The following is a 21,620-nucleotide window of genomic DNA, read 5'->3' on the forward strand; positions in this document are numbered from 1 at the left end:
ACAAAGCAGCGCTCGGTCCTGGACTTATGTGACCGGTGGGTCACATGGTGGTGCGTTCGTGGTGGCTGCGCGGCTGCGTACAGCTCCGTACCGGCGGCTGCGTACCGGCGGCTACGTACCGGCGGCTACGTACTGGCGGGCACCAGGACGACGGCCGTCCCGTACGCGCAGACCTCGGTGCCGACGTCCGCGGCGTCCGTGACGTCGAAGCGCATCATCAGCACGGCGTTCGCGCCGCGCGCCTTCGCCTGCTCGATGAGCCGCTCCATGGCTTGGTTGCGGGTCTCCACCAGCGTCTTGGTGAGGCCCTTCAGCTCGCCGCCGATCATGGACTTCAGGCCCGCGCCGATCTGGCTGCCCAGGTGGCGGGAGCGCACGGTGAGGCCGAAGACCTCGCCGATGACCTGCTCGACCCGGTAGCCGGGGACGTCGTTCGTCGTCACGACCATGACGCCCGTCTGCTGTGCGCCGGGGCCGCCGCCGTAGTCTTCGATACCCATGGCTCCCACTCTGGCGGCGCGGGCCGGAGCCCGCATCCGGAAGGGGTCTCAGCTGAGCCGGACGGCGAGGCCGAACTCGTGGGCCACCACCACGGCCTGCGCCCGGCTGGCCAGCCCCAGCTTGCTCATGCAGCGGTGGACGTGCGTCTTGACGGTGGCGGCGCTGAGGACGAGGCGTGCGGCGATGTCGGCGTTGGACAGGCCCGCGCCGACCAGGCCGAGGATCTCGCGCTCGCGCGGGGTCAGGGTGTCCATGCCGGGGCGCGCGGCCCGGGGCGCGACCGCGGCCGGCGCGGCGTAGGTGTCGACGAGCCCGCGCAGGGCGCCGGGGCTGAACAGCATCTCGCCTGCGTGCACGGTGGCGATGGCGGCCAGCAGCCGGGCGGGCGGGGTGTCCTTGAAGAGGAAGCCGCCGGCCCCGACCCGCAGGGCGCGGAAGACGTACTCGTCGGAGTCGAAGGTGGTCAGCATGAGCACCTTGGGGCGCGCGCCGGGTTCGGCGGCGGCCAGGATCCGCTCGGTGGCGGCGATCCCGTCGGTCCCGGGCATCCGGATGTCCATGAGGATCACGTCGGGCCGGGTCCGGGCGGCCAGCCGCACCGCCGCGTCGCCGTCCTCGGCCTCGCCGACGACCTCGTAACCGGGTGCGGCCGTGAGCAGCGCGGTCAGTCCCGACCGGATCAGGAACTGGTCGTCGACGACGAGGACGCGCAGCACGGTGGTTCCCTCTTCCTCCGGGGGCGGCTCAGCCGTCATGGCCGGTCCGGGGTACGGGCACGCGCAGGCTGACCTCGAAGCCGCCGTCGGGGGCCGGCTCGGCGGTCAGCGTGCCGTGGTAGATCATCGCGCGCTCGCGCATGCCGGTCAGGCCCTGGCCGGAGTGTCCGGGGGCGGGGCTCGGGCCGTGCCCGCGGCGGGCTCCGCTGCCGTCGTCCTTGACCCGTACGCGGACCTCGTCCTCGGCGTAGTCCACGCGGACGGTGGTGTGCGCGGCCGGGGCGTGCTTGAGCACGTTCGTGAGCGCCTCCTGGACCACGCGGTACGCGCAGAGGTCGATTCCGGGCGGCAGGGCGTACGCCGCCCCCGTGACGGTGACGTCGACCGGCACGCCGGCCTCGCCCACCCGGCGGACCAGCTCGCCGAGGCGTCCGAGTCCGGAGACCTCGCCCGCCCCGTCCCCTTGCCCGTTCCCGTACCCGGCGGGTTCCGGCCCGTCCTCCCGGAGCACGACGAGCATCCGGCGCATCTCGGCGAGGGCCTCGTGGGCGCTGGAGCCGATGGTGTCCAGGGCGCGGCGGGCGGTGGGCGGGTCGGAGGCGAAGACGTATCCGGCGAGGCCGGTCTGCACGGAGATGACCGAGACGTGGTGCGCGATGACGTCGTGCAGCTCGCGGGCGATCTGGATGCGTTCGGCGACCACGGCCCGGCGGGCCTTCTCCTCCTGTTCGAGCCTGAGTCGGCGGGTGAGCTCGCGCAGCCGCCGGGAGCCGTTCCCGGCCACCCAGCAGACGGTGGTGGTGACGGTCACGAAGCCGACGCTGAGCGGGCCGATGCCCGGTTCGGCGAGCCGGGTGCCCCAGAGCAGCACGAGGAGCGAGGTGGCGGCGCAGCGCAGGGAGACGGGGCGGGGGCGCAGGGAGGCGACGGTGTAGAGGGCGAGGAGCATCCCGCAGACGGCGGGGACGTGGTAGTAGCCGAGGGTGAAGTAGGCGGCGACGCAGAGCCCGGTGCTCACCAGGACGGCCACGGGAAAGCGGCGGCGCAGCACGAGCGGCAGGTAGACGGCGCCGAGCAGCACGTAGGCGAGCGTGTCGGTGTCGCGCCAGTAGTCCGCGGGGTCCGGCCAGTTCGCGAGCATGGAGGTCGAGATCCAGAGCGAGCCGAGGGCGTACGCGGTCTCGACGACGGCCGGCCGCACGGCGCGGAGCCGGGCGACTGCCGGATGCGCGGACAACTGCACGTAGGACCCCCTTGTGTACACCCCTGGTTGTACAGGGTTACCACCCGTGGGGGTAGCCGGAGTTCAACCCTTGGATGGGCGAGAGAGCGAGCGGGCACCCGTAGATTTCATTGGGCCGGTCCCGAACCGGCAGTGGCCCGATCCCCCCGGGGCCCGCCAGGCGGCCGTGCCCGTTCGGGGGCGGGCACGGCCCCGCCAGTGGGGGCCGGTGCGCCCTGCGCCTGGATGGCGGTGATGGCCACGGTGGTGACGATGTCCTGGACCAGCGCGCCGCGGGAGAGGTCGTTGACGGGCTTGCGGAGCCCCTGCAGGACCGGGCCGACCGCCACCGCGCCGGCCGAGCGCTGTACGGCCTTGTACGTGTTGTTGCCGGTGTTGAGGTCCGGGAAGATCAGCACCGTCGCGCGGCCGGCCACCTCGGACTCGGGCAGCTTGGTCGCGGCGACCGAGGGCTCCACGGCGGCGTCGTACTGGATCGGACCCTCGATCAGCAGGTCGGGACGGAGCCCGCGGACGATCTCGGTGGCCTTGCGGACCTTGTCCACGTCCGCGCCCGAACCGGAGGTGCCGGTCGAGTACGAGAGCATCGCGATCCGCGGCTCCAGCCCGAAGGCGGCCGCGGTGGTCGCCGACTGGATGGCGATGTCGGCGAGCTGCTCGGCGTTGGGGTCCGGGTTGACGGCGCAGTCGCCGTACGCGAGGACCCTGTCGGCCAGGCACATGAAGAAGACCGAGGAGACGATGGAGGCGTCGGGCTTGGTCTTGATGATCTCGAAGGCCGGGCGGATGGTGGCGGCGGTGGAGTGCACCGAGCCGGAGACCATGCCGTCGGCCAGGCCCTCCTGGACCATCAGGGTGCCGAAGTAGTTGACGTCGGTGACCACGTCGTTGGCCAGCTCGACCGTCATGCCCTTGTGGGCGCGGGCCTTGGCGTAGTACTCGGCGAACCGTTCCCGCAGCGGGGAGGTCGACGGGTCGATGAGCTGCGCGGCCGAGATGTCGATGCCCAGGTCGGCGGCCTTCTTCAGGATCGCCGGCTCCTCGCCCAGCAGGGTGAGGTCGCAGACCCCGCGGCGCAGCACCACGTCCGCGGCGCGCAGCACGCGCTCCTCGGTGCCCTCCGGGAGCACCACGCGGCGGCGCTCCGAGCGGGCCCGCTCCAGCAGCTCGTTCTCGAACATCATCGGGGTGACGCGCTCGGAGCGGGCCACCGAGAGCACCTCGCGCAGCTCGGCGGTGTCCACGTGGCGTTCGAACAGGCCGAGCGCGGTCTCCAGCTTGCGCGGGGTCGCGGAGTTCAGCCGGCTCTGCAGCGAGAAGAGTTCGGCGGCGGTCGGGAAGCTGTTGCCGGCCACCGAGACGACCGGCGTGCCGGGTGCCAGCTTCGAGGCCAGCGTCAGGATGTCCTTGCCCGGGCGCTCGTTCAGCGTCAGCAGTACGCCGGCGATCGGCGGGGTGCCGGAGGTGTGCGCGGCCAGCGCGCCGATGACCAGGTCGGAGCGGTCCCCGGGGGTGACGACCAGACAGCCGGGGGTCAGGGCGTTGAGGAAGTTGGGCAGCATCGCCCCGCCGAAGACGAAGTCCAGGGCGTCGCGGGCGAGCCCGGCCTCGTCGCCGAGGAGCACCTCGCCGCCGAGCGCCTGCGTGATCTGGGCGACCGTCGGGGCGGACAGGTGCTTGTCCTCCGGCAGGACGTAGCAGGGCACGGGGAGCCGTGCGGCCAGGCGTTCGGCTATCGCCTCGCGGTCCTCGGGGGCCACCCGGTTGACGACCATCGCGCCCACGTGGCAGCCGAGGCTCTCGTACGCGCGGTACGCGTTGCGGGTCTCGGCGCGCACGGCTTCGGCCGGGTGCTTGGTGCCGCCCACGACGGGGATGACCAGCGCGCCCAGTTCGTTGGCGAGGCGGGCGTTGAGGGCCAGCTCGTCGGGGAGGTTGGTGTCGGCGTAGTCGGTGCCGAGGACCAGCATGACCTCGTAGTCCCGGGCCACCTTCTGGTAGCGGCCGACCAGCTGGGAGACCAGCTCGTCCGTGCCCTTCTCGGCCAGGATGGCGGAGGCCTCGTGGTACTCCATGCCGTAGGCGGTGGAGGCGTCCTGGTCGATCCGGTAGCGGCCCTTCAGGAGGTCGAAGAGCCGGTCGGGGCCGTCGTGCAGCAACGGGCGGTAGACGCCCACCCGGCCTGTCTGGCGGGTCAGGAGCTCCATGATCCCCAGCTCGACGACCTGGCGGCCGTCCCCCCGCTCGATACCGGTCACGTACACGCTGCGCGTCACGCGTGCTCTCCGTCCCATCGTGTGAAATCTCGGGATCGCCCCACCAGGATTCTGGCCCCGGCGGGGCGGATATTCGAGTCGGTTGTCCCAGTTAATGTGGGGTTGACCTCTTGACAATACCCCTGCGGATCGTTAGGACGCCCGCCGGGAAAAGGGCCCTGTCGAGGGGGTCGAAAGGCCTGACCGGCACGTCGGAGGAGGTGTGCCACGGAGCGCGCGTCACCCCGGACACGTGGAACAATCGGACAGGCTTCATCAATACGCCCTTCATACAGCCCTTCATATGTACGGCCGGCTGTCCGCCCGCACGCGTACGGCCCGGTACGACCAGGAGCAGGAGACACAGCACGATGCGTATCGGAGTTCTCACCGCAGGCGGCGACTGTCCGGGCCTGAACGCTGTCATCCGGTCGGTCGTACACCGTGCCGTGGTCGGGCACGGGGACGAGGTCATCGGCTTCGAGGACGGCTTCAAGGGCCTCCTCGACGGCAATTACCGCCCCCTCGACATCAACGCCGTCAGCGGCATTCTCGCTCGCGGCGGCACGATTCTCGGTTCAGCCCGAATGGAGCGCGCCCGGCTGCACGAGGCTGCCGAGAACGCCCGGGAGCTGGCGAAGCTCTACGGCATCGACGCGCTGATCCCGATCGGCGGCGAGGGCACCCTGACCGCCGCCCGGATGTTGTCGGACGCCGGCATGCCCGTCGTCGGCGTGCCGAAGACGATCGACAACGACATCTCCTCCACCGACCGCACCTTCGGCTTCGACACCGCCGTCATGGTCGCCACCGAGGCCATCGACCGCCTCAAGACCACCGCCGAATCCCACCAGCGCGTCATGGTCGTCGAGGTGATGGGCCGGCACGCGGGCTGGATCGCCCTGGAGTCCGGCATGGCCGGCGGCGCCCACGGGATCTGCCTGCCGGAGCGCCCCTTCGAGGTGGACGCCCTGGTGAAGATGGTGGAGGAACGATTCGCCCGCGGTAAGAAGTTCGCCGTCATCTGCGTGGCCGAAGGCGCCCACCCCGGCGAGGGCTCCATGCCCTACGAGAAGGGCGCGATCGACCAGTACGGCCACGAGCGCTTCGCCGGCATCGGCAACCGCCTCGCCGTCGAGCTGGAGCGGCGCCTGGGCAAGGAAGCCCGCCCGGTCATCCTCGGCCACGTCCAGCGCGGCGGCACCCCCACCGCCTACGACCGCGTCCTCGCGACCCGCTTCGGCTGGCACGCGGTCGAAGCCGTCCACCGCGGTGACTTCGGCAACATGACCGCCCTGCGCGGCACCGACATCGTCATGGCCCCGCTGGCCGACGCCGTCACCGAGCTGAAGACCGTCCCCGAGGACCGCATGTACGAGGCCGAGTCGGTCTTCTGACCCTCCCGGCCGGGACCTTCCTCCCGAATCCGAGGGCCGGACGGCCCGATCGCCACCGCCCCGGCGGAGCGTGAGCGCCCCGTCCGGCCGGCACCCGCCCGACGCGGCCCCCCACCGGGGCGGCGCCGGGCTCAGCCATGCCCCGCCCCGTCCGCGGGCTATGATCCGAGAATCTCACCGTAGGGGGTTGAGCGGCCGGTCCGGCCGCGAAGTCCGGGCCCCGTCCTCCGGTTCCGCGCGCTCCTTGGAAGGTGTCCGTCTCCCGTGGCGAACCGCCCTGCCCTCTTGACCAGAACGCGTCCCGAAAGCCCGCGGGCGGCCTCGGCCGACGTCCCGGACCCGGCACCGGGCGGAACCCGGCGGCGCTGGTCCGTGCTCGGCGCGGCCCTCGCGGCGTCCTGGGCGCTGCCGCTGCTCCTGGACGCGCTCGCCCTCGACGTGGTGCTCATACCCGTCCTGGTCCTGGCCATCGCCTCCCTGATGCGGGTCGGCGGCGGCCTGCTCGACCGGATCGTCGTCGCCGCCTTCGTGCTGTGCGGCGCGGTCATGTCCTTCGGACTGCTCTTCTCCGTATGGCCCTGGGGCCTGGCACCCGTCCCCGGAGCGGGCCTCCTGCTGAGCGTCGTGTCCCTCGCCGGCTGGCTGTCCGGCCGGCGCCCCCGCATCCCCCTGCGGCTGCGCGGCTCCGACGCACTGGTCGCCGGCACCGCGGCGGTGGTCTGGCACTACATGCACCACCCGCTCATCGGGAAGTCCGTCACCGAACGGCTGGCCCTCTTCATCACGTCCGAGGACCGGCTGGGGCACTTCTCGTACTTCGACGGCATCCACCACGTCGGCGGCTACGCCTTCCTCCACCAGGAGGCCGCCAGGACGTACATGATGACCCCGTCCGAGGCCGTCTACCCGCAGGGCACCCACTTCCTGCTGGCCTGGATCGACGTCCTCGTGAAGTCCTCCACCGACGGCGGCCCCGGCGTCGAGATGATGAACCGCTACCTCCTGTACGTCATCGGCGGCTACGCCCTGCTCTGCGCCGCCCTCGTCTGGGCCGCCCGCTGGATCGGCGGCCCGCGCCTGCGCGGGTGGCGCGCGGCGGCGGTCTGCGCCACCGTGATGGCGGTGATGCTCTCCGGCTCGATGGCGGAACTGGTCGAGCGGGGCTTCGACTCCGAGACCGCCGGCCTCCTCTTCCTCACCGTCGGGCTGGCCCTGCTGGTGCGGCCCGCGATGGGCCGGGCCGAGTTCGCGGTCGTCGCCGTGGCCGCGCTGGTGGCCGTGACCTTCGTCTACAACCTCTACGGCGCCCTCATCGGCCTCGCCCTGGCCGCCGTCCTGATCGTCCACCGGCGGCGGTTCGCCCGCCGCAGGATCCCGCTCCTGGTGTTCCTGGCCGCCGGCGCGGTCGTCGCCGGACTGCCCAGCCTCTTCTCCGTGCTGACCAAGCTGGACGTCTCCAAGACCTCGAACCTGCCCGGCCCGATGGTCGTCCCCGACCGCCCGGTCCTCATCGGATGCGCCCTGCTGGCCGTACTGGCCGCCTCCCTGCCGGCGAACCGCAAGACGGGCACCGGCCGGATGGTGCTGGCCCTCGTCCTGGGCGCGGCCACCGTGATCGGCCTCTTCGGGGCCTGGCAGAAGCACACCATCGGCCACTTCTCGTACTACTTCGAGAAGCTGGCCGCCGCCGGCCTGGTGATCGCCCTGATCTCGCTGGGCCTGGTCGGGCTGGCGCTGCTGCCCGCCGCCCGTACGGCGCGCGGCTCCGTGTGGAGCCGCCGGGGCGGAACACTGCTGCGCTCCGGCCTCGCGACCGCCGCCGCGCTCGCCCTCTTCGGCAACGTGCAGTTCGGGGTCCCGTCGGGGTGGAGCCACCCCTCCGCCTGGTACGGCAACCCGATGCTCCTGTGGGCCAAGGGCGGCCCCAAGACCGACCTGGGCCCGGCGACCGAGGCCCTCGCCGGGCGCGACCTCGACCGGGCCGCCCCGCCGCTGATCGCCCTGTACTCCAACGACCCGTACATGAACCTGCAGTCCACCTTCCTCGCCCAGCTCCTCACCCACCGGGCGGGCGACATGGTGGGGCTGTACGAGACCGTCCGGGTCAAGACGGGCGGGCCCGCGGACGAGAAGGACGCGGCGAAGGACAGGGACGCGGCGAGGGACTACGCGCCCTCGCTCGAGCACCTGAAGAAGGCCATCGCCTCCTGCGCCACCCCGCCGACCGTCCTGGTGGCCGACCGCGCGGTGGCGGACCGGCTGCGCGCGGACCTCGAGCGCGACGGCGTCCGCGCGACCGTGCTCCACGCGCCCGTCGACTAGTGCTGTGACCGGAAAGGTCCACCGGCCCGCGGGGGCGGGACCACCGCCCTGAATCCGAACGTCGAACGGCCCCGGCCGCGTCCTGCCGTGGACGCGGTCGGGGCCGTTCCGGTAGGGGGCCCGCGGTGGAAATGTGTCCTACGCCGCACCGCCCGCGAGGGACCAGAAGCGGTCCACGATGTCCGCGAGGTACTCGCGCCCCGAGTCGCCGCTGCCGGCCTCGCCCTCGGCGCCGCCCCATCCGAGGGTCGCCACCATCCTCGACTGGTACTCCCCGTGGAGCTGCTCCAGCACCCGCTCCAGGTGCGCCTTGGGCACCGGCAGCAGCTTGGCCAGCGGCTTCACGTACGCCTGCCAGCGCGTGGTCACCCCGCTGCGCAGCAGATCGGCCAGCTCCTCGTGCTTGCCGGTCGCGGTCACGAACTGGGCCAGGGTCAGCCCCAGGGCCGTGGCCAGCGCGGCGGACTGCCGCTCGTTGCCCTTCCAGCGGCCGGAGTCCTCCATCTTCTGGTATGAGCCCGTCTCCACACCGACCCGCCGGGCCAGGTCGTCGGCGGCCAGCCCCCTGGCCATGCGGTGCTCGCGCAAAGTGACCGGCTCGGCCAGGAGCTCGCTGGGGGAGCACCAGAGCACGCCCGCGAGGGCCGTGAGCTCGGTGGAGGAGGGCGAAATCTCGCCACGCTCCCACGCCGTCACGGTCTCGGGGGTGACGAGCAGTCCGTACTGGGCGCGCAGGCCATAGGCGACATGACCGGGAGCCATGCCCAGGGCCGCGCGGAGACGACGCGCGGCGGGGGCATTGAAAGGTGGGCTGGAGTGCACACGCCACACCGTAGGAGTGGCCGAGGCGTGGCGACTACAGACCAAACAAACAAGCCCATAACTCGTAGGAAAGTCCTATGGAGTTAAGGGCTTTGGTCCGCTTTCTCTGCGACTGTCCGGTAATCGGATCGATCCGTGATCCACTTCCTAGCGTACGTTTCCGGCCGCCCCGCGGGGTACCCCCGTGCGTGATCCGCCTCACATGATCCGGATCATCGCGAACCGGCCACCCGGCCGGTACGTACTCCCGGAGGGAGGCCCTCGCTCACGGGGGTGGTGAGGGCCTCCCCCCGACTCCTTGCCTTGACGCCGACGTCAAGGCTTACGGTCGGCCCATGCGAATCGGCGAACTGGCCGAGCGGGCCGGCACCAGCACGCGGACGCTCCGGTACTACGAGTCCCGGGGCCTGCTGCCCGCGCGGCGCGACGGCAACGGCCACCGCACCTACGGCGAGGACGACCTGCGGCTGCTCCGCCAGATCCGCACGCTCCAGGACTTCGGCTTCGACCTGGAGGAGACCCGCCCGTTCGTCGAGTGCCTGCGCGCCGGGCACCCGGCCGGCGACTCCTGCCCGGCCTCGCTCGCCGTCTACCGGCGCAAGCTCGCCGAGCTGGAGGGCCTGATCGGCCGGCTCACCGACGTACGGGACCACGTGGCGAGCCAGCTCGCCGACGCCGAAGCGGCACGGCCCAGATGTGAGATGACCGGTTGAACCGGTCGAGGAGAGAGGGGAAGCAACGATGAAGGCACACGGTGTGGCCGAAGTGACCGACGCGGACTTCGAGGCGGAGGTGCTCGGCGAGCGGGGCCGGCCCGTCCTGGTGGAGTTCACCGCCGACTGGTGCGGCCCGTGCCGCCAGCTCGCCCCGGTCCTGTCCGCGGTCGCCGCCGAGGAGGCCGACCGGCTCAAGGTCGTCCAGATCGACGCGGACCGAAACCCCGCCACGCTCGCGCGCTACGGGGTGCTGTCCATGCCGACCCTGCTCGTCTTCCGGGACGGCGAACCCGTCCGGCAGCTGGTCGGGGCCCGGGCCAAGCGCCGGCTCCTCCAGGAACTGGAGGAGCACCTGGCCCCGGCGGTCCCGACCGCCGCCGCCGCGGCTACGGCGCGGGCCTGAACCAGACCGTCGCCAGCGGCGGGAGGGTCAGGCGCAGGCTCGCCGCCCGCCCCTGCGAGGGCACCGGCTCGGGCCGCGCCGGCCGCGCGTGGTGGACGCCGCTGCCGCCGTAGAGCTGCTGGTCGGTGTTGAGCACCTCCCGCCACGCCGGCACCTCCTCCGGGACCCCGATCCGGTACCCGTGCCGGACCACCGGCGAGAAGTTCGAGACGCACAGCAGCTGCGAGCCGTCCTGCGCGAACCGCAGGAAGGCGAAGACGTTGTCCTCCGCCGCGTCGCCCTCCACCCACGCGAAGCCCTCCGGCACGGTGTCCCGCTCCCACAGGGCGGGCGCCGCCCGGTAGGTGCGGTTCAGATCGCCCACGAGGCTGCGTACGCCCCGGTGGTCGCCGGCCGCGGCGTACGAGGAGTCCAGCAGCCACCAGTCCGGCCCGTACATCTCGGACCACTCCGAGCCCTGCGCGAACTCCTGCCCCATGAAGAGCAGCTGCTTGCCCGGGTGGGCCCACATGAAGCCCAGGTACGCCCGGTGCGCGGCCCGCTGCTGCCACCAGTCCCCGGGCATCTTCGACACCAGCGAGCCCTTGCCGTGCACCACCTCGTCGTGCGAGATCGGCAGCACGTAGTTCTCGCTGAACGCGTAGACCATCCCGAAGGTCATGTCGTGGTGGTGGTACTTGCGGTGCACCGACTCCTTCGACGCGTAGCGCAGGGTGTCGTGCATCCAGCCCATGTTCCACTTCAGGCCGAAGCCCAGACCGCCCGCGTCGGTGGGCCGGGTGACGCCCGGCCACGCGGTGGACTCCTCGGCGATCGTCACCACGCCCGGGCAGCGCCGGTAGACGGTGGCGTTCATCTCCTGGAGCAGCGCCACCGCGTCCAGGTTCTCCCGCCCGCCGTGCTCGTTCGGCGTCCACTCGCCCTCGCCGCGCGAGTAGTCGAGGTAGAGCATCGAGGCCACCGCGTCCACGCGCAGCCCGTCGACGTGGAACTCCTCGCACCAGTAGACGGCGTTGGCGACGAGGAAGTTCCTGACCTCGCGGCGCCCGTAGTCGAACTCCAGGGTCCCCCAGTCCGGATGCGCGGCCCGCTGCGGGTCGTGGTGCTCGTACAGCGGGCGCCCGTCGAACTCCGCCAGGGCCCACTCGTCGCGCGGGAAGTGCGCCGGCACCCAGTCGACGATCACCCCGATCCCGGCCCGGTGGAGCGAGTCCACCAGGAAGCGGAAGTCGTCCGGGGTGCCCATCCGGGAGGTCGGCGCGTAGAAGCCGGTGACCTGGTAGCCCCACGAGCCGCCGAAGGGGTGCTCGGCGACCGGCATCAGCTCCACGTGGGTGAAGCCCAGCTCCGTGACGTACGCCGGGAGCTGCTCGGCCAACTGCCGGTAGGACAGGCCGGGCCGCCACGACGCCAGGTGCAGCTCGTACACCGAGAAGGGGGCCTGGTGCGCCGGGAGGGCCCCGCGCGAGGCCATCCACTCGGCGTCCTGCCAGACGTAGGAGGAGGCCGTCACCACCGAGGCGTTGGCCGGCGGGACCTCCGCGGACCGGGCCATCGGGTCGGCGCGCAGGGTGTGCGAACCGTCCGGGCGCGTGATGTCGTACTTGTACAGGGCGCCCGCGCCGACACCCGGCAGGAACAGCTCCCACACCCCGGTCGAGCCGAGCGAGCGCATCGGGTAGGCGACCGAGTCCCAGTACGAGAAGTCCCCGCTCACGCGCACCCCCTGCGCGTTCGGGGCCCACAGGGTGAACCGGGTGCCGGCCACTCCCTGGTGCTCCATCGGCTGCGCGCCCAGCGCCGTCCACAGCTCCTCGTGGCGGCCCTCGCCGATCAGGTGCAGGTCGAGCTCGCCGAGCGCGGGCAGGAACCGGTAGGGGTCGTGGACCTCGACCTCGTCGCTGTCGTACGTCACCAGCAGCCGGTAGTCCGGCACCCCGGCCAGCGGCAGCAGCCCCGAGAACAGCCCGTCGCCGTCGTCGAAGAGCTCGGCCCGCAGCCCCTTGGCGACGATGGTGACCGCCTTCGCGTACGGGCGCAGCACCCGGAAGGACACCCCGCCCCGCTGGGCACGGGCTCCGAGCACCCCGTGCGGATCGTGGTGGCGGCCCTCCAGCAGCCGGGACCGCTCCTGCGCGCCGAGCGGGGGCGCCGGCCGGACCCCGTGCGGCGGTGCGGCCCGGCGGGCCCGCGGGGCCCGGGCCTTCTTCGCGCCGCTCGCCTCAAGGGCGGCGGGGGCAACGGGTCCTGGACCGGCTGCTGGCCCCTGTGCGCGACGAGGTCTAGACGATCCCCTGACAGCTCGGACCCCGTCGCACCGCCGGCTCCCCGAAGGCCTGGGCCAGGTCCGCGGTGGCCAGGAGGGCGCCGCGGCGCCCCGCCCGGGCCCGCAGCCCCTCGCGGGAGGCGCGGCATGTGGCCCGGTCGCGCCCGTGGGCGTTCCCGATGGGCGTATCGGCTACCGTTCAGGCGTTGACTTTCACGGCACTGGTCTCCAGCGCGTACCGCACCCCGCCGGAGCACCCGGATGCGATCCCGGAATGCGCATCCATCAGCCGGACTGCCGGGCGATCGAAGGGACCATCGGCGGGACGTTCACCACCGAGCAAGCCCGATGGGTGGTGGCACGCGACCCATCGCCAGCGCCTGCGACGCCTGCCCAGCACACAAAACCTTGACCAGCCCGAAGGAGCAGAGACCGCGGACCGCCTGACCGGCCCCGGGGTCCTGCCGCGCCCCACCGCGCGCCCGGTACAGCAGCGGGGCCGCCACCGAATCCGGTGACGGACCCGTGCTGCTGTACCGGCTCGGCGCCGGCTAGTAGTGCTTTGTTAGCTGGTCTTGTCACGTTGGGTGTCTGGTAGTTCGCTGGTTGGTATGGGGGCTGGGGAGCTTGCTGCGGTTCGGGTCCGGTTAGAGGAGTTCGCCTCCGAGGTGTTCGCGCCGCTGGTGCGGCGGGACCAGCGTGAGAAGGGCTTGCTCTATGTGCGGGGGCTGTTGCTGGACGGCCGGCGGAGGTCGATGCAGCCGATGGCCGAACGCCTCGGCATCGATCACCAGCGGTTGCAGCAGTTCATGACGTCCTCGCCCTGGCCGGTCGAGGACGTGAGAGCCCGGCTCGCATGGCGGGCCGTGGCCGCGGTGCGGCCCGAGGTGTGGGTCGTGGACGACACCGGCTTCCCCAAGGACGGCACCGCCTCGCCCGGGGTGGCCCGCCAGTACTCGGGCACCCTGGGCAAGGTCGGCAACTGTCAGATCGGCGTCAGCGTCCACGCCGCCACGGACACGGCCTCCTGCCCGCTGTCCTGGCGCCTGTTCCTACCTGCGAGCTGGGACAGCCCGGAAGCCGAGGCCCGCAGGCGAGCCTGCAAGATTCCCGATACCGAGCACCACCGCGCCAAGTGGCAGCTCGCGCTGGACATGCTCGATGAACTCGACGGCATCGCTCTGCGGCCCGCCGCACTGGTCGCGGACACCGGCTACGGCGCGAACGCGGACTTCCGCCACGGCCTCGAAGACCGGGGACTGGCCTACATCCTGCAGGTGAAAGTCGAGATGACCGCCCACGGCGAGGAGGCCGAACCACACCAGCCCGCATACGGCGGACTGGGGCCCAGGCCGCTGCCCCGTTACCGCACCAGGCCGGTCTCCTTGCGCGACCATGTGCTGGCCGCCGGCCGACGGGCGGGACACACGCTGACCTGGCGCAAGGGATCGAAAGCGGCGATGAGCTCGCACTTCGTGCTCCTGCGAGTCCGCCTCGCGGGCCGCCGGCCCAAACCCGCCGCCGACGGGACGATCCCCCTCACCTGGCTGATCGCGCAGTGGCCCGAAGGCGAGAGGGAACCGGTGAAGTACTGGATCTCGAACCTGCCCGCCGACATTCCCGCCAAGGACCTGGTACGTCTCGCCAAGACCCGCTGGCGGATTGAGCACGACTACCGCGAACTGAAGACCGTCCTGGGCCTGGACCACTTCGAGGGCCGCTCCTTCACCGGCTGGCACCGCCACGTCACCCTCGTCACCGCCGCCCACCTCTTCCTCACCGAACAGCGGAGGACCCCAAAAGTCCCTGCCAGGGCCTGCCCCTCTACCAGGCCCTGGACCTCCTCCACCACCTCATCGCCACCTGGACCGGCACCTGCCCCACCTGCCGACAACCCATCCCAAGACAGGCCTACAACAACACGTAACAAAGCACTACTAGGGCCTGGTCCGGCAGGACGACACATCCTTGACGACCGCCTCGCAGGCTACAAGGCCCGCCGCGAGCTGTGCTGGGGTCGCGGCGCCGCTCACGTCGAGCTGCTGCACCGCGGCCCGCGCTGCGGACCGAGTCACGAAGTTGAAGCAGTCCCCGTGCGTCAGCACGATGTCGGCCGCCGCTCTGACCTTGACCGACCTCACCCCGTCGTCCGAATCCAGCTTCGACCACTGGCCGAAGAGATCCTCAGCTGCTTGCCGGACCTCTGCGCAGGACGGCTCGTCCCGGCTACCCGTCCGGTCCCCCACCACGAATCCGCTCCCGGCCAGGACTACGGCACCAGCCGTGGCCATGGTGAGCGCCCACCCTCGTCTCATGGGTGATCACCCTAGGGCCTGTCCGACCATTCGAGTCAGGTCTGGCCCGATCCGCCGCGAATTATCAGACAGGTCCTAGCTGCGCACCGCAGAGCGTCACGCAACGAGAGGGATCGTCAGCACGGTGTCCCGTCCAAGAACGTAACCGCACAGGGCCCGGGTCACTCGAGCATTTGGAGGATCGTCAGCGTGAGGGTCGCGGCGAGGGTAAGGGTGCCGCCGAAGGCGATCGCCGCCCGGCCGATCGCCTGCGAGTGGCCAGCCCCGTCCCGGTGGGCCAGGTGACCCGCCGCCCAGCCCACCATCAGCGCGATGACTACGACGTTGGCCGCTGCGAGCAGGGTGACGGCCACCTTGGTCGAAGTGTTCATGAGGAGTCCCCATTTCCTGGTGCTGGGTGCTGACAGGGTGGACACTGCTCTCGAAAGGGTTCGCCGTGGTTCGGCTGAACCTTCCTGAACCGAAGCGGACCGTGTGCCGGGGGCGACGTGGCTCAGCAGGACGACTCCGAGGCCGCCGACGACACCGCCACGGCGACCGGACGTGACGCACTCGTCCTGCTACGCCAGTTACTGGAGCGGGGGCGGGCGACCCACAAGCTGACGAAGACCCAGTTGGTGGCCCGGACCGGACTGGGTAAGACCACCGTGATCCAGGCGTTCAGCATGAGTGCCCCGCCTCCCAGCGCGATCACGGTCGCGAAGCTGGCCGACTGTCTCAAGCTGAACCGGGACCGGCTCCTCGAACTGCACGCGAACATCACCGTGATGGTGCCGCCTCCGGTGGCCCCGGTCGCCGACGGCACCGGACCGGCCGGAGTGCCCCACCCTGACAGCACGTCGCCGGGAGGCGGCGGCACCGGCACCGGCACCGGTGACAACTGGACCGACGAGGCAGCGGCCCGGATTGCCAGCCAGGTCCTCGCCGACGAGACCGAACACGCCTCCCGACTGCTGGGACCCGGCGGACACCGGATCGACCTGGTGTTCCGGTGCGTCCCCGAGCTGGCCAACAACGCGGCCGGCGCCCAAGAGCGGGGGAACCTGCGCGATGCCCAGGCGTTCTACCTGGCGCTCCGGCCGGCCCGTCTGGTGATCACCGGCGAGCCGGGCGCCGGTAAGACCCTGCTGGCCATCCACCTGGTTCTGGCGCTGCTCTCGGACCGGACCCGGTCCCGGGCCGATCCGGTCCCGGTGCGCTTCTCGTTGGCGGGCTGGAGCCAGGGGCTCCCGCTCCAGCGGTGGCTGGCCGAACAGGTGGCCGACCGCTTCGCCGCCGAGGGCATCACCCGACGCCGGGCCGTTGCCCTGGTCAAGGGCCGCCGGATCCTTCCGGTGCTCGACGGCCTGGACGAGATGGACGCGGCCGACACCCCGCTCGCCCGCAGCCGCGCCTACCAGGTGCTGGAGGAGCTCAACTCCTACCAGGACGCACGGGGCAGCGCACCGGCCGTGCTCACCTGCCGCACCGAACTCTACGAACGGCTGACCCGACGCCAGGTGCGGGTGCGGGACGCGGCCCGCGTCCGCATCGAGGCGGTGTCCGCCATCAAGGCGGTGGCCTACCTCACCGACCGCACCGCCGCCCCCCAGCGCTGGCAACCGGTACTCAGCCACCTGGCGGAATCTGAACCGGGCGTCCTGGCCGCCGTGTTGAACACCCCATGGCGGCTGAACCTGGCAGCCACCGTCTACGAGCAGCGCGATGCCGAACTCGCCTACCGACGCGACCCGGCCGACCTGCTCGCCTTCACCTCCGCTGAGGAGGCGGGTGATCACCTGCTCGGGCTCTACCTCTCCGCAGCCTCGGCCTCGCACCCCACCGCTCCCGACCGCTACCCGGTCGAGGCCACCCGCCGCTGGCTCGGTGTACTGGCTGCCGGACCGGCCGCCGGGGCGCCGAAGACCGGGACGGACCTGTACCTGCACGAGCTCTGGCAGCTTATGCCCCGGCGGGTGCGGATCGCCGAGCTGCTGCTGGTCCTGCTGTGGGTCGCGGTCCTGTGCGGGTGGGTGCAGCTTGCGGAGCCCAAGGAGAGCGACGTATGGACGGTCTACACCGTGCTGCTCGCTGGGCTGCTCTGGCTGCGCGCCTGGAAGCGCCGTGTCGTGCCGCGCGCCGCACAGCTCGGGCGGCTGGGCACCGTCGCTGGACTGCGGCTGATGGGACGGCGCATCGTCGGAGCGGGCACGGCGGGCTTCCTGATCGGCTTCCTCGCCGCGGTCGCCGTGACCCTGGTCTGGGGCGTCGTCGACCTGGTGATGCTCTCCCTCGACCCGTTCAAACAGCTGGCGCTCCTGGTGGGCTGCACCGCGATCTTCGCGGGCGTGAGTCTTCCGGCCGGAATCCTCTTCGGTGTACTGAGTGCTCTGACAGGTCCGGTCACCTGGGAGCGCACGTCCGCGACGCCGACCGACTTCGGCCGGTGGGTCCGGGCGGAGAAATGGCGCAAGCTGACCTACGGCCGTTCGGCAGGCACGATCGTTGAGCCCCGCGCCGACCCGCACCATGCGATCCGCCACGACCTGCTGGTCGGGTTCGGCCTCATCCCCATGATGGTCCTGTCCGGTGGACTGGTGCTCACCCAGGTGGTCCAAATCAGCCTCGACTCCTGGACACTGACGCCCGGGGCGGTCGCCGTGTGCCTGGTCCTCGGCCTCCTGCTCGGCTTGTACTTCCTCACCGGGGCAGGCCGGCGCTACCTGGTGTTCCTGCTCTGCGCGCGCGGACAACTCCCCTGGCGGCTGGGCCGGTTCCTGCGCTGGGCCTACGGAGCGGGCCTGCTCCGGGTGTCAGGATCGGCCTACCAGTTCCGCCACCGGGAGCTTCAGGAGTGGCTCGGTGCGCACGGTCCGCGCCAACCCGGCAGCACCGCGACCGACCGGGCGAGTCGTGCTCATACATAGTGACCAGCACCTCGGAAGCGTTCAGTTGCGCCTCGATTAGCGGCTCGCCCCTCGGGCACCGCCCGCCCAACTTCGACCGCACCGCCGACCGCGACCGTAACGTCGTCGAACACTGCTTCCTCCGTCTCAAGCAGTTCCGTGCCATCGCCACGCGCTTCGACAAACTCGCCACCCGCTACCGCACCCGCTTCGTGCTGGCCTCATTCATCCTCTGGCTCCGAGAACCACCAACTGGCTATTTGTCAGACAGGTTCTAGCCCCGCGCGGACTTCAGGAGCTGGCCGAACGACCTCTCCTCGAAGAGCCAGGCGTACCGGGCGCCGGTGATCTGAGTGCCGTTGATGACGACCGTGGGAGTGCCGGGCCCGCGCGGGTCATCGCCGCCGGCTGCCTCGTACGCCTTCTCCGACGCCATGACGAAGTCGTTGTACTTCATCGTCGCCACCGCGGAGTCGAAGGCCTCGCTCCGCAGACTGGGGACCTGGTCGGCCAGGTACAGCAGGGAATTCGTGGTGTACCCGCCCGCGCGCTCGCTCTTGGCCATGTTCTCCATCAGCACCGTGTGGTACTCGGTGAAAAGGCCGGCGTCGAGCGCTGCGCGCAGCGCGTTGACCGCCCTTTTCGATCCGTCGCCGCCCACCCGGTCGTCCCTGAAGGACGCGAAGGTGTACTCGGTCTTGGCCTCGCGGCGCAGCGTCATCGCGCGGAGCACCGGCGCTCCGCCCGCCTCGAACTCGTCCACGTACGGGCAGCGCGGATCCTCGTACAGCCGGACCGTGGTTGCCGCTGCCGGGTCGCCCACCACGATCGTGGTGCCGTCCGCGGCCAGCGTCTCCGGCAGCTCGCCGACCGCCGCGTACGACACCGGCCGAGGTGTGCTTGCGCTCTTGGCGTCCGTGGACTGCGCCGTCTGCGCGCAGCCGGCCGTCAAGACGACGGCGATGGCGGCCACCGCCGACGCGACAGCCAGCCCTCGTATGCTTCTCACCTGCTAGGGCGTGTATTGAGTCGTGATCGGTTTGCCGGATCTGCCCTCGCTTCGAGGGCAGATCCGGTAGTCCGGTACACATGACGCGTGTGCAACTGACGGACGACGAGTGGGGGTTCGTCGAGCCGTATCTGCCGGTCGGTGAGTACGGCCCGTATCCAAAGCGGCTACGGCAGCAGTTCGAGGGTGTGATCTGGAAGTTCCGTACGGGAGCGCAGTGGCGGGAGATGCCGGGCCGGTTCGGCGCCTGGTCCACCGTGCACAACCGGTTCAGGCAGTGGCGGGACGCCGGAGTTTTCGAGGCGCTGCTGGAGGGGCTGATAGCCGAGGCGGCCGGGCGGGGCAGGGTGGATATGTCGCTGGTCAGCGTGGACTCCACGACGGTCCGCGCCCATCACGACGCGGCCGGAATGCGCCTGGAGGAGGACGTTTTGGACGCTCTGGAAAAGGCCGCCGTCGAGGCGGAGGCGGCCCGGCAAAAGGGGGCGGCGCGGCGGAACAAGACGGACACGGCGACGTCGCTGATCCCGGCCGGGCCGAACGGCGGCGCGTCCGGCGACGGCGCAAGCTCCGCTTGAACGCCGCTCTGCTCGGGCGCTCACGAGGCGGACAGACCAGCAAGATCCACCTGGCCGCCGACCGCCGCTGTCGGCCCCTGGCCCTGATCCTGACCGCAGGGCAGGCCGCGGACAGCCCGCAGTTCATCCCCGTGCTCAAGAAGGTACGGGTCCGCGGGCCCGTCGGCCGTCCCCGCACCCGGCCCGGCGCGGTCGCCGGGGACAAGGCCTACTCGTCCCGCGGCAACCGCGCCTACCTGCGCAAACGCCGCATCAAGGCAGTCATCCCGGAGAAGAAGGACCAGGCATCCAACCGGAAGAACAAAGGCCGCAGAGGGGCCGGCCGGTCACCCACGACGCCGACCTCTACAAGGAGCGGAACACCGTCGAGCGCCTGATCAACAAGCTGAAAGCCTGGCGAGGCATCGCCCAAGGCGGCCAGGACCTGCTGTTCGACGAAGGCGTCCACGCAGGCGGAGTTGAGGAGTTGGCAGGTCTTGTCCGCGCCGTAGTTGGCGACGTCGCGGGAGCACAGGTATTCGGGCAGGGCCATGCCGCGTTGGGTGTGGTAGCGCACGCTCATGCGCCGGTTGCAGCGTCCGCAGTGCACCAGTCCGGCGGCCAGTGCGGGCCCGTCCCGCACCGCGCCCATGGCTTCGGCGCGGGCACGGTTGGCCGCCAGCTTCGCCTCGTTGGCCTCGAACTGGGCGACGGTGATGTAGGCGGGCAGGACATCGGGGATCATCACGTGCCATCCGTCCCGGGAGCGGACGACCCGTCCGGTGCTGGGCCGGGTCCTCGCGGCGCGGGTCGACCCGGCGCCGCCCATAGGCGTAGATGCCGGCGTAGGCGGGATTGTGCAGCAGGGTCTGCAGGGTCATCCGGTTCGGTCGTCGCCATTCCAGGGTGCCCTTATCCGGCCCCTCGCGCAGGCGGATGCCCAACTGGATCTCGTTCTCGACCAGGTAGCGCAGTACTGCGTGCAGTGTGCCCAGGCGCTCGAACTGCGCGAATATGAGCCGGATCACGGTCTGGACCTGCTCGTCCGGGTCAAGGGCCACCTGACCGGAGGTGCGTCGGACGTAGCCACTGGGCAGGGCGAAGGCCAGCTCGCCGCGGCGGGCCTTGTTCAGACGCCCGCTCCACATCCGTTGCTTGATCAGGTGGAGTTCGGCCTCGCTCATCGTGCCCTTGAGTCCCAGCAGCAGCCGGTCGTTGTAGTCGGCCGGGTCATAGACGCCGTCGGTGTCCGCCAGGACCGCGCCCGACATAGCGCACAGTTCGATCAGCTGGTACCAGTCCTTGCCGGAGCGGGCCAGCCGGGACATCTCGATGCCCAGCACCAGTCCGACATGGTCCAGCCCGATCTCGGTGACCAGACGCTGGAAGCCGGTGCGGGCGACCGCGCTGGACCCCGACTTGCCCAGGTCCTCGTCGATCACCAGGATCCGGTCCGCCTGCCAACCCAACGCGAGCGCCCGGTCCACCAGGGCGTACTGCAACCGGGCCGACTCCTGGTGGCCAAGCACCTGCTGTCGGGTGGACTGGCGGATGTAGATCAGCGCCAGCCGCTGGAGGTGGCGGTCATCGATCTTGCTGCCGGACCGTTCCCACGGCATCACTGAACTCATTGCCGGTCCCGCTCATCCGTCGATGTCGCGACGGACAACAGGCGGCTCGCCAGCCGTGTCAACTGGCCAACCACCGCCTGCCGGTTCACTGCCGGCAGCACTTCCCACACCCGCCCTCCGGCGCCGCCGGAAGCGTTATCTGGGGCCAACGTCACTGTCGTCGCACATGACGACCCATTCCCCTCGCCGCCCAGCTCTCCTTCCAACCGCCGGGCCACGGCCACCACCCGCCGAAGGCCCTCACGACCGATTATCGGTGCCGTCCCGCACTCCTGACTATCCATAGGTGCAGTGTGATTGGGCCATGGAGAGAACGCTCGGATGGCTCATGAACCACCGCCGCCTGGCCCGCGACTACGAAGCTTGCCCCCACCGCTCCGAAGCCATGATCCACCTCGCAATGATCAACCTCATGACCCGCAGACTCACCGCCGAATCCACCCCCAGCTGGCGCGGCGCATGAACTACCCTCAACCCGGCAATCTGGGATGAAACAACGGGATGAAACGCCCTCTGAGCTTGTCCTACCTTCCAGACGTGGGCCTGAGGCGGTCATTCGTAAGATCGTCGGACCCCAGGGGC

General features: G+C 71.0%; 14 protein-coding genes and 5 pseudogenes. 9 read left to right on the forward strand and 10 right to left on the reverse strand.

Going from position 1 to position 21,620, the window contains the following annotated elements; all coding sequences use genetic code 11:
• Positions 1-125: 125 nt before the first annotated feature.
• The 4 genes from DRB89_RS33515 to pta all read right to left on the reverse strand — a co-directional run bounded on the left by DRB89_RS33515 (position 126) and on the right by pta (position 4,736).
• Positions 126-500, reverse strand: a complete 375-nt coding sequence (locus DRB89_RS33515) for a YbjQ family protein (RefSeq protein ID WP_112451056.1) — start codon at positions 498-500, stop codon at positions 126-128.
• A gap of 48 nt (positions 501-548) precedes the next feature.
• The gene (locus DRB89_RS33520) at positions 549-1,256 is read right to left on the reverse strand and encodes a response regulator transcription factor (RefSeq protein ID WP_112451055.1); all 708 of its coding nucleotides are present in this window, start codon (positions 1,254-1,256) and stop codon (positions 549-551) included.
• Positions 1,246-2,460, reverse strand: a complete 1,215-nt coding sequence (locus DRB89_RS33525; protein WP_239516459.1) for a sensor histidine kinase — start codon at positions 2,458-2,460, stop codon at positions 1,246-1,248. The genes DRB89_RS33520 and DRB89_RS33525 overlap by 11 nt, the downstream gene beginning before the upstream one ends.
• A gap of 107 nt (positions 2,461-2,567) precedes the next feature.
• On the reverse strand, positions 2,568-4,736 hold the full coding sequence (gene pta / locus DRB89_RS33530; RefSeq protein WP_239516460.1) for a phosphate acetyltransferase: 2,169 nt from the start codon (positions 4,734-4,736) through the stop codon (positions 2,568-2,570).
• Between the two features lie 350 nt (positions 4,737-5,086).
• Here pta and DRB89_RS33535 point away from each other — a divergent pair, with 350 nt between their 5' ends.
• Entirely contained in the window at positions 5,087-6,112 is a 1,026-nt protein-coding gene (locus DRB89_RS33535; RefSeq protein WP_112451906.1) for an ATP-dependent 6-phosphofructokinase, read from the forward strand.
• 285 nt (positions 6,113-6,397) lie between these two features.
• The gene (locus DRB89_RS33540; RefSeq protein WP_162688829.1) at positions 6,398-8,434 is read left to right on the forward strand and encodes a hypothetical protein; all 2,037 of its coding nucleotides are present in this window, start codon (positions 6,398-6,400) and stop codon (positions 8,432-8,434) included.
• Positions 8,435-8,572: 138 nt separating this feature from the next.
• On the opposite strand, the gene DRB89_RS33545 is transcribed toward DRB89_RS33540, so the two are convergent.
• Positions 8,573-9,196 carry a helix-turn-helix transcriptional regulator gene (locus DRB89_RS33545; RefSeq protein ID WP_112451908.1) on the reverse strand — a complete coding sequence of 208 codons (624 nt, stop codon included), beginning with the start codon at positions 9,194-9,196 and terminating at the stop codon, positions 8,573-8,575.
• 395 nt (positions 9,197-9,591) lie between these two features.
• On the opposite strand from DRB89_RS33545, the gene DRB89_RS33550 reads away from it, so the two are divergent.
• Both DRB89_RS33550 and DRB89_RS33555 read left to right on the forward strand, forming a co-directional pair.
• Positions 9,592-9,969, forward strand: a complete 378-nt coding sequence (locus tag DRB89_RS33550) for a MerR family transcriptional regulator (protein ID WP_112451909.1) — start codon at positions 9,592-9,594, stop codon at positions 9,967-9,969.
• 28 nt (positions 9,970-9,997) lie between these two features.
• On the forward strand, positions 9,998-10,375 hold the full coding sequence (locus tag DRB89_RS33555) for a thioredoxin domain-containing protein (RefSeq protein ID WP_112451910.1): 378 nt from the start codon (positions 9,998-10,000) through the stop codon (positions 10,373-10,375).
• Here the strand turns inward: DRB89_RS33555 and glgB are convergent.
• Positions 10,359-12,494 (reverse strand): 1,4-alpha-glucan branching enzyme, encoded by a 2,136-nt coding sequence (glgB, locus tag DRB89_RS33560; protein WP_275435596.1) that lies wholly within the window; start codon positions 12,492-12,494, stop codon positions 10,359-10,361. The genes DRB89_RS33555 and glgB overlap by 17 nt on opposite strands.
• A gap of 815 nt (positions 12,495-13,309) precedes the next feature.
• Between glgB and DRB89_RS33565 the strand changes: the two genes are divergently transcribed.
• Complete coding sequence (locus DRB89_RS33565) at positions 13,310-14,962, forward strand: IS701 family transposase (protein WP_343234830.1); 1,653 nt, start codon at positions 13,310-13,312, stop codon at positions 14,960-14,962.
• Between the two features lie 155 nt (positions 14,963-15,117).
• On the opposite strand, the gene DRB89_RS33570 is transcribed toward DRB89_RS33565, so the two are convergent.
• Positions 15,118-15,327, reverse strand: coding sequence for a hypothetical protein (locus tag DRB89_RS33570; protein WP_112451937.1), 210 nt, complete (start codon positions 15,325-15,327; stop codon positions 15,118-15,120).
• Between the two features lie 117 nt (positions 15,328-15,444).
• Between DRB89_RS33570 and DRB89_RS33575 the strand changes: the two genes are divergently transcribed.
• Complete coding sequence (locus tag DRB89_RS33575; RefSeq protein WP_112451938.1) at positions 15,445-17,862, forward strand: NACHT domain-containing protein; 2,418 nt, start codon at positions 15,445-15,447, stop codon at positions 17,860-17,862.
• Positions 17,863-17,936: 74 nt separating this feature from the next.
• A pseudogene (locus DRB89_RS33580) lies at positions 17,937-18,119 on the forward strand (IS5/IS1182 family transposase); the annotation flags it as partial.
• Here the strand turns inward: DRB89_RS33580 and DRB89_RS33585 are convergent.
• Positions 18,116-18,850, reverse strand: coding sequence for a thioredoxin domain-containing protein (locus DRB89_RS33585; RefSeq protein ID WP_112451939.1), 735 nt, complete (start codon positions 18,848-18,850; stop codon positions 18,116-18,118). The pseudogene DRB89_RS33580 and the gene DRB89_RS33585 overlap by 4 nt on opposite strands.
• Positions 18,851-18,930: 80 nt before the next feature.
• On the opposite strand from DRB89_RS33585, the pseudogene DRB89_RS33590 reads away from it, so the two are divergent.
• Positions 18,931-19,837: pseudogene (locus tag DRB89_RS33590) on the forward strand (transposase); the annotation flags it as partial.
• A gap of 72 nt (positions 19,838-19,909) precedes the next feature.
• Here the strand turns inward: DRB89_RS33590 and DRB89_RS46430 are convergent.
• Positions 19,910-20,236, reverse strand: a pseudogene (locus tag DRB89_RS46430) (zinc ribbon domain-containing protein); the annotation flags it as partial.
• Between the two features lie 31 nt (positions 20,237-20,267).
• A pseudogene (locus tag DRB89_RS45210) lies at positions 20,268-21,038 on the reverse strand (recombinase family protein); the annotation flags it as partial.
• A gap of 304 nt (positions 21,039-21,342) precedes the next feature.
• Between DRB89_RS45210 and DRB89_RS33600 the strand changes: the two are divergent.
• Positions 21,343-21,501, forward strand: a pseudogene (locus DRB89_RS33600) (IS5/IS1182 family transposase); the annotation flags it as partial.
• Positions 21,502-21,620 lie beyond the last annotated feature (119 nt).

Origin of the sequence: Streptomyces sp. ICC4, from assembly GCF_003287915.1 — a bacterium.
Taxonomy (GTDB): domain Bacteria; phylum Actinomycetota; class Actinomycetes; order Streptomycetales; family Streptomycetaceae; genus Streptomyces; species Streptomyces tritrimontium.

Excerpts from the sequence above, each read along its gene's own strand:
- DRB89_RS33545 (WP_112451908.1), bottom strand. The coding sequence starts at position 9,196 with ATGGCTCCCGGTCATGTCGCCTATGGCCTGCGCGCCCAGTACGGACTG.
- DRB89_RS33550 (WP_112451909.1), top strand. The coding sequence starts at position 9,592 with ATGCGAATCGGCGAACTGGCCGAGCGGGCCGGCACCAGCACGCGGACG.
- DRB89_RS33555 (WP_112451910.1), top strand. The coding sequence starts at position 9,998 with ATGAAGGCACACGGTGTGGCCGAAGTGACCGACGCGGACTTCGAGGCG.
- DRB89_RS33520 (WP_112451055.1), bottom strand. The coding sequence starts at position 1,256 with ATGACGGCTGAGCCGCCCCCGGAGGAAGAGGGAACCACCGTGCTGCGC.
- DRB89_RS33515 (WP_112451056.1), bottom strand. The coding sequence starts at position 500 with ATGGGTATCGAAGACTACGGCGGCGGCCCCGGCGCACAGCAGACGGGC.
- DRB89_RS33535 (WP_112451906.1), top strand. The coding sequence starts at position 5,087 with ATGCGTATCGGAGTTCTCACCGCAGGCGGCGACTGTCCGGGCCTGAAC.
- DRB89_RS33570 (WP_112451937.1), bottom strand. The coding sequence starts at position 15,327 with ATGAACACTTCGACCAAGGTGGCCGTCACCCTGCTCGCAGCGGCCAAC.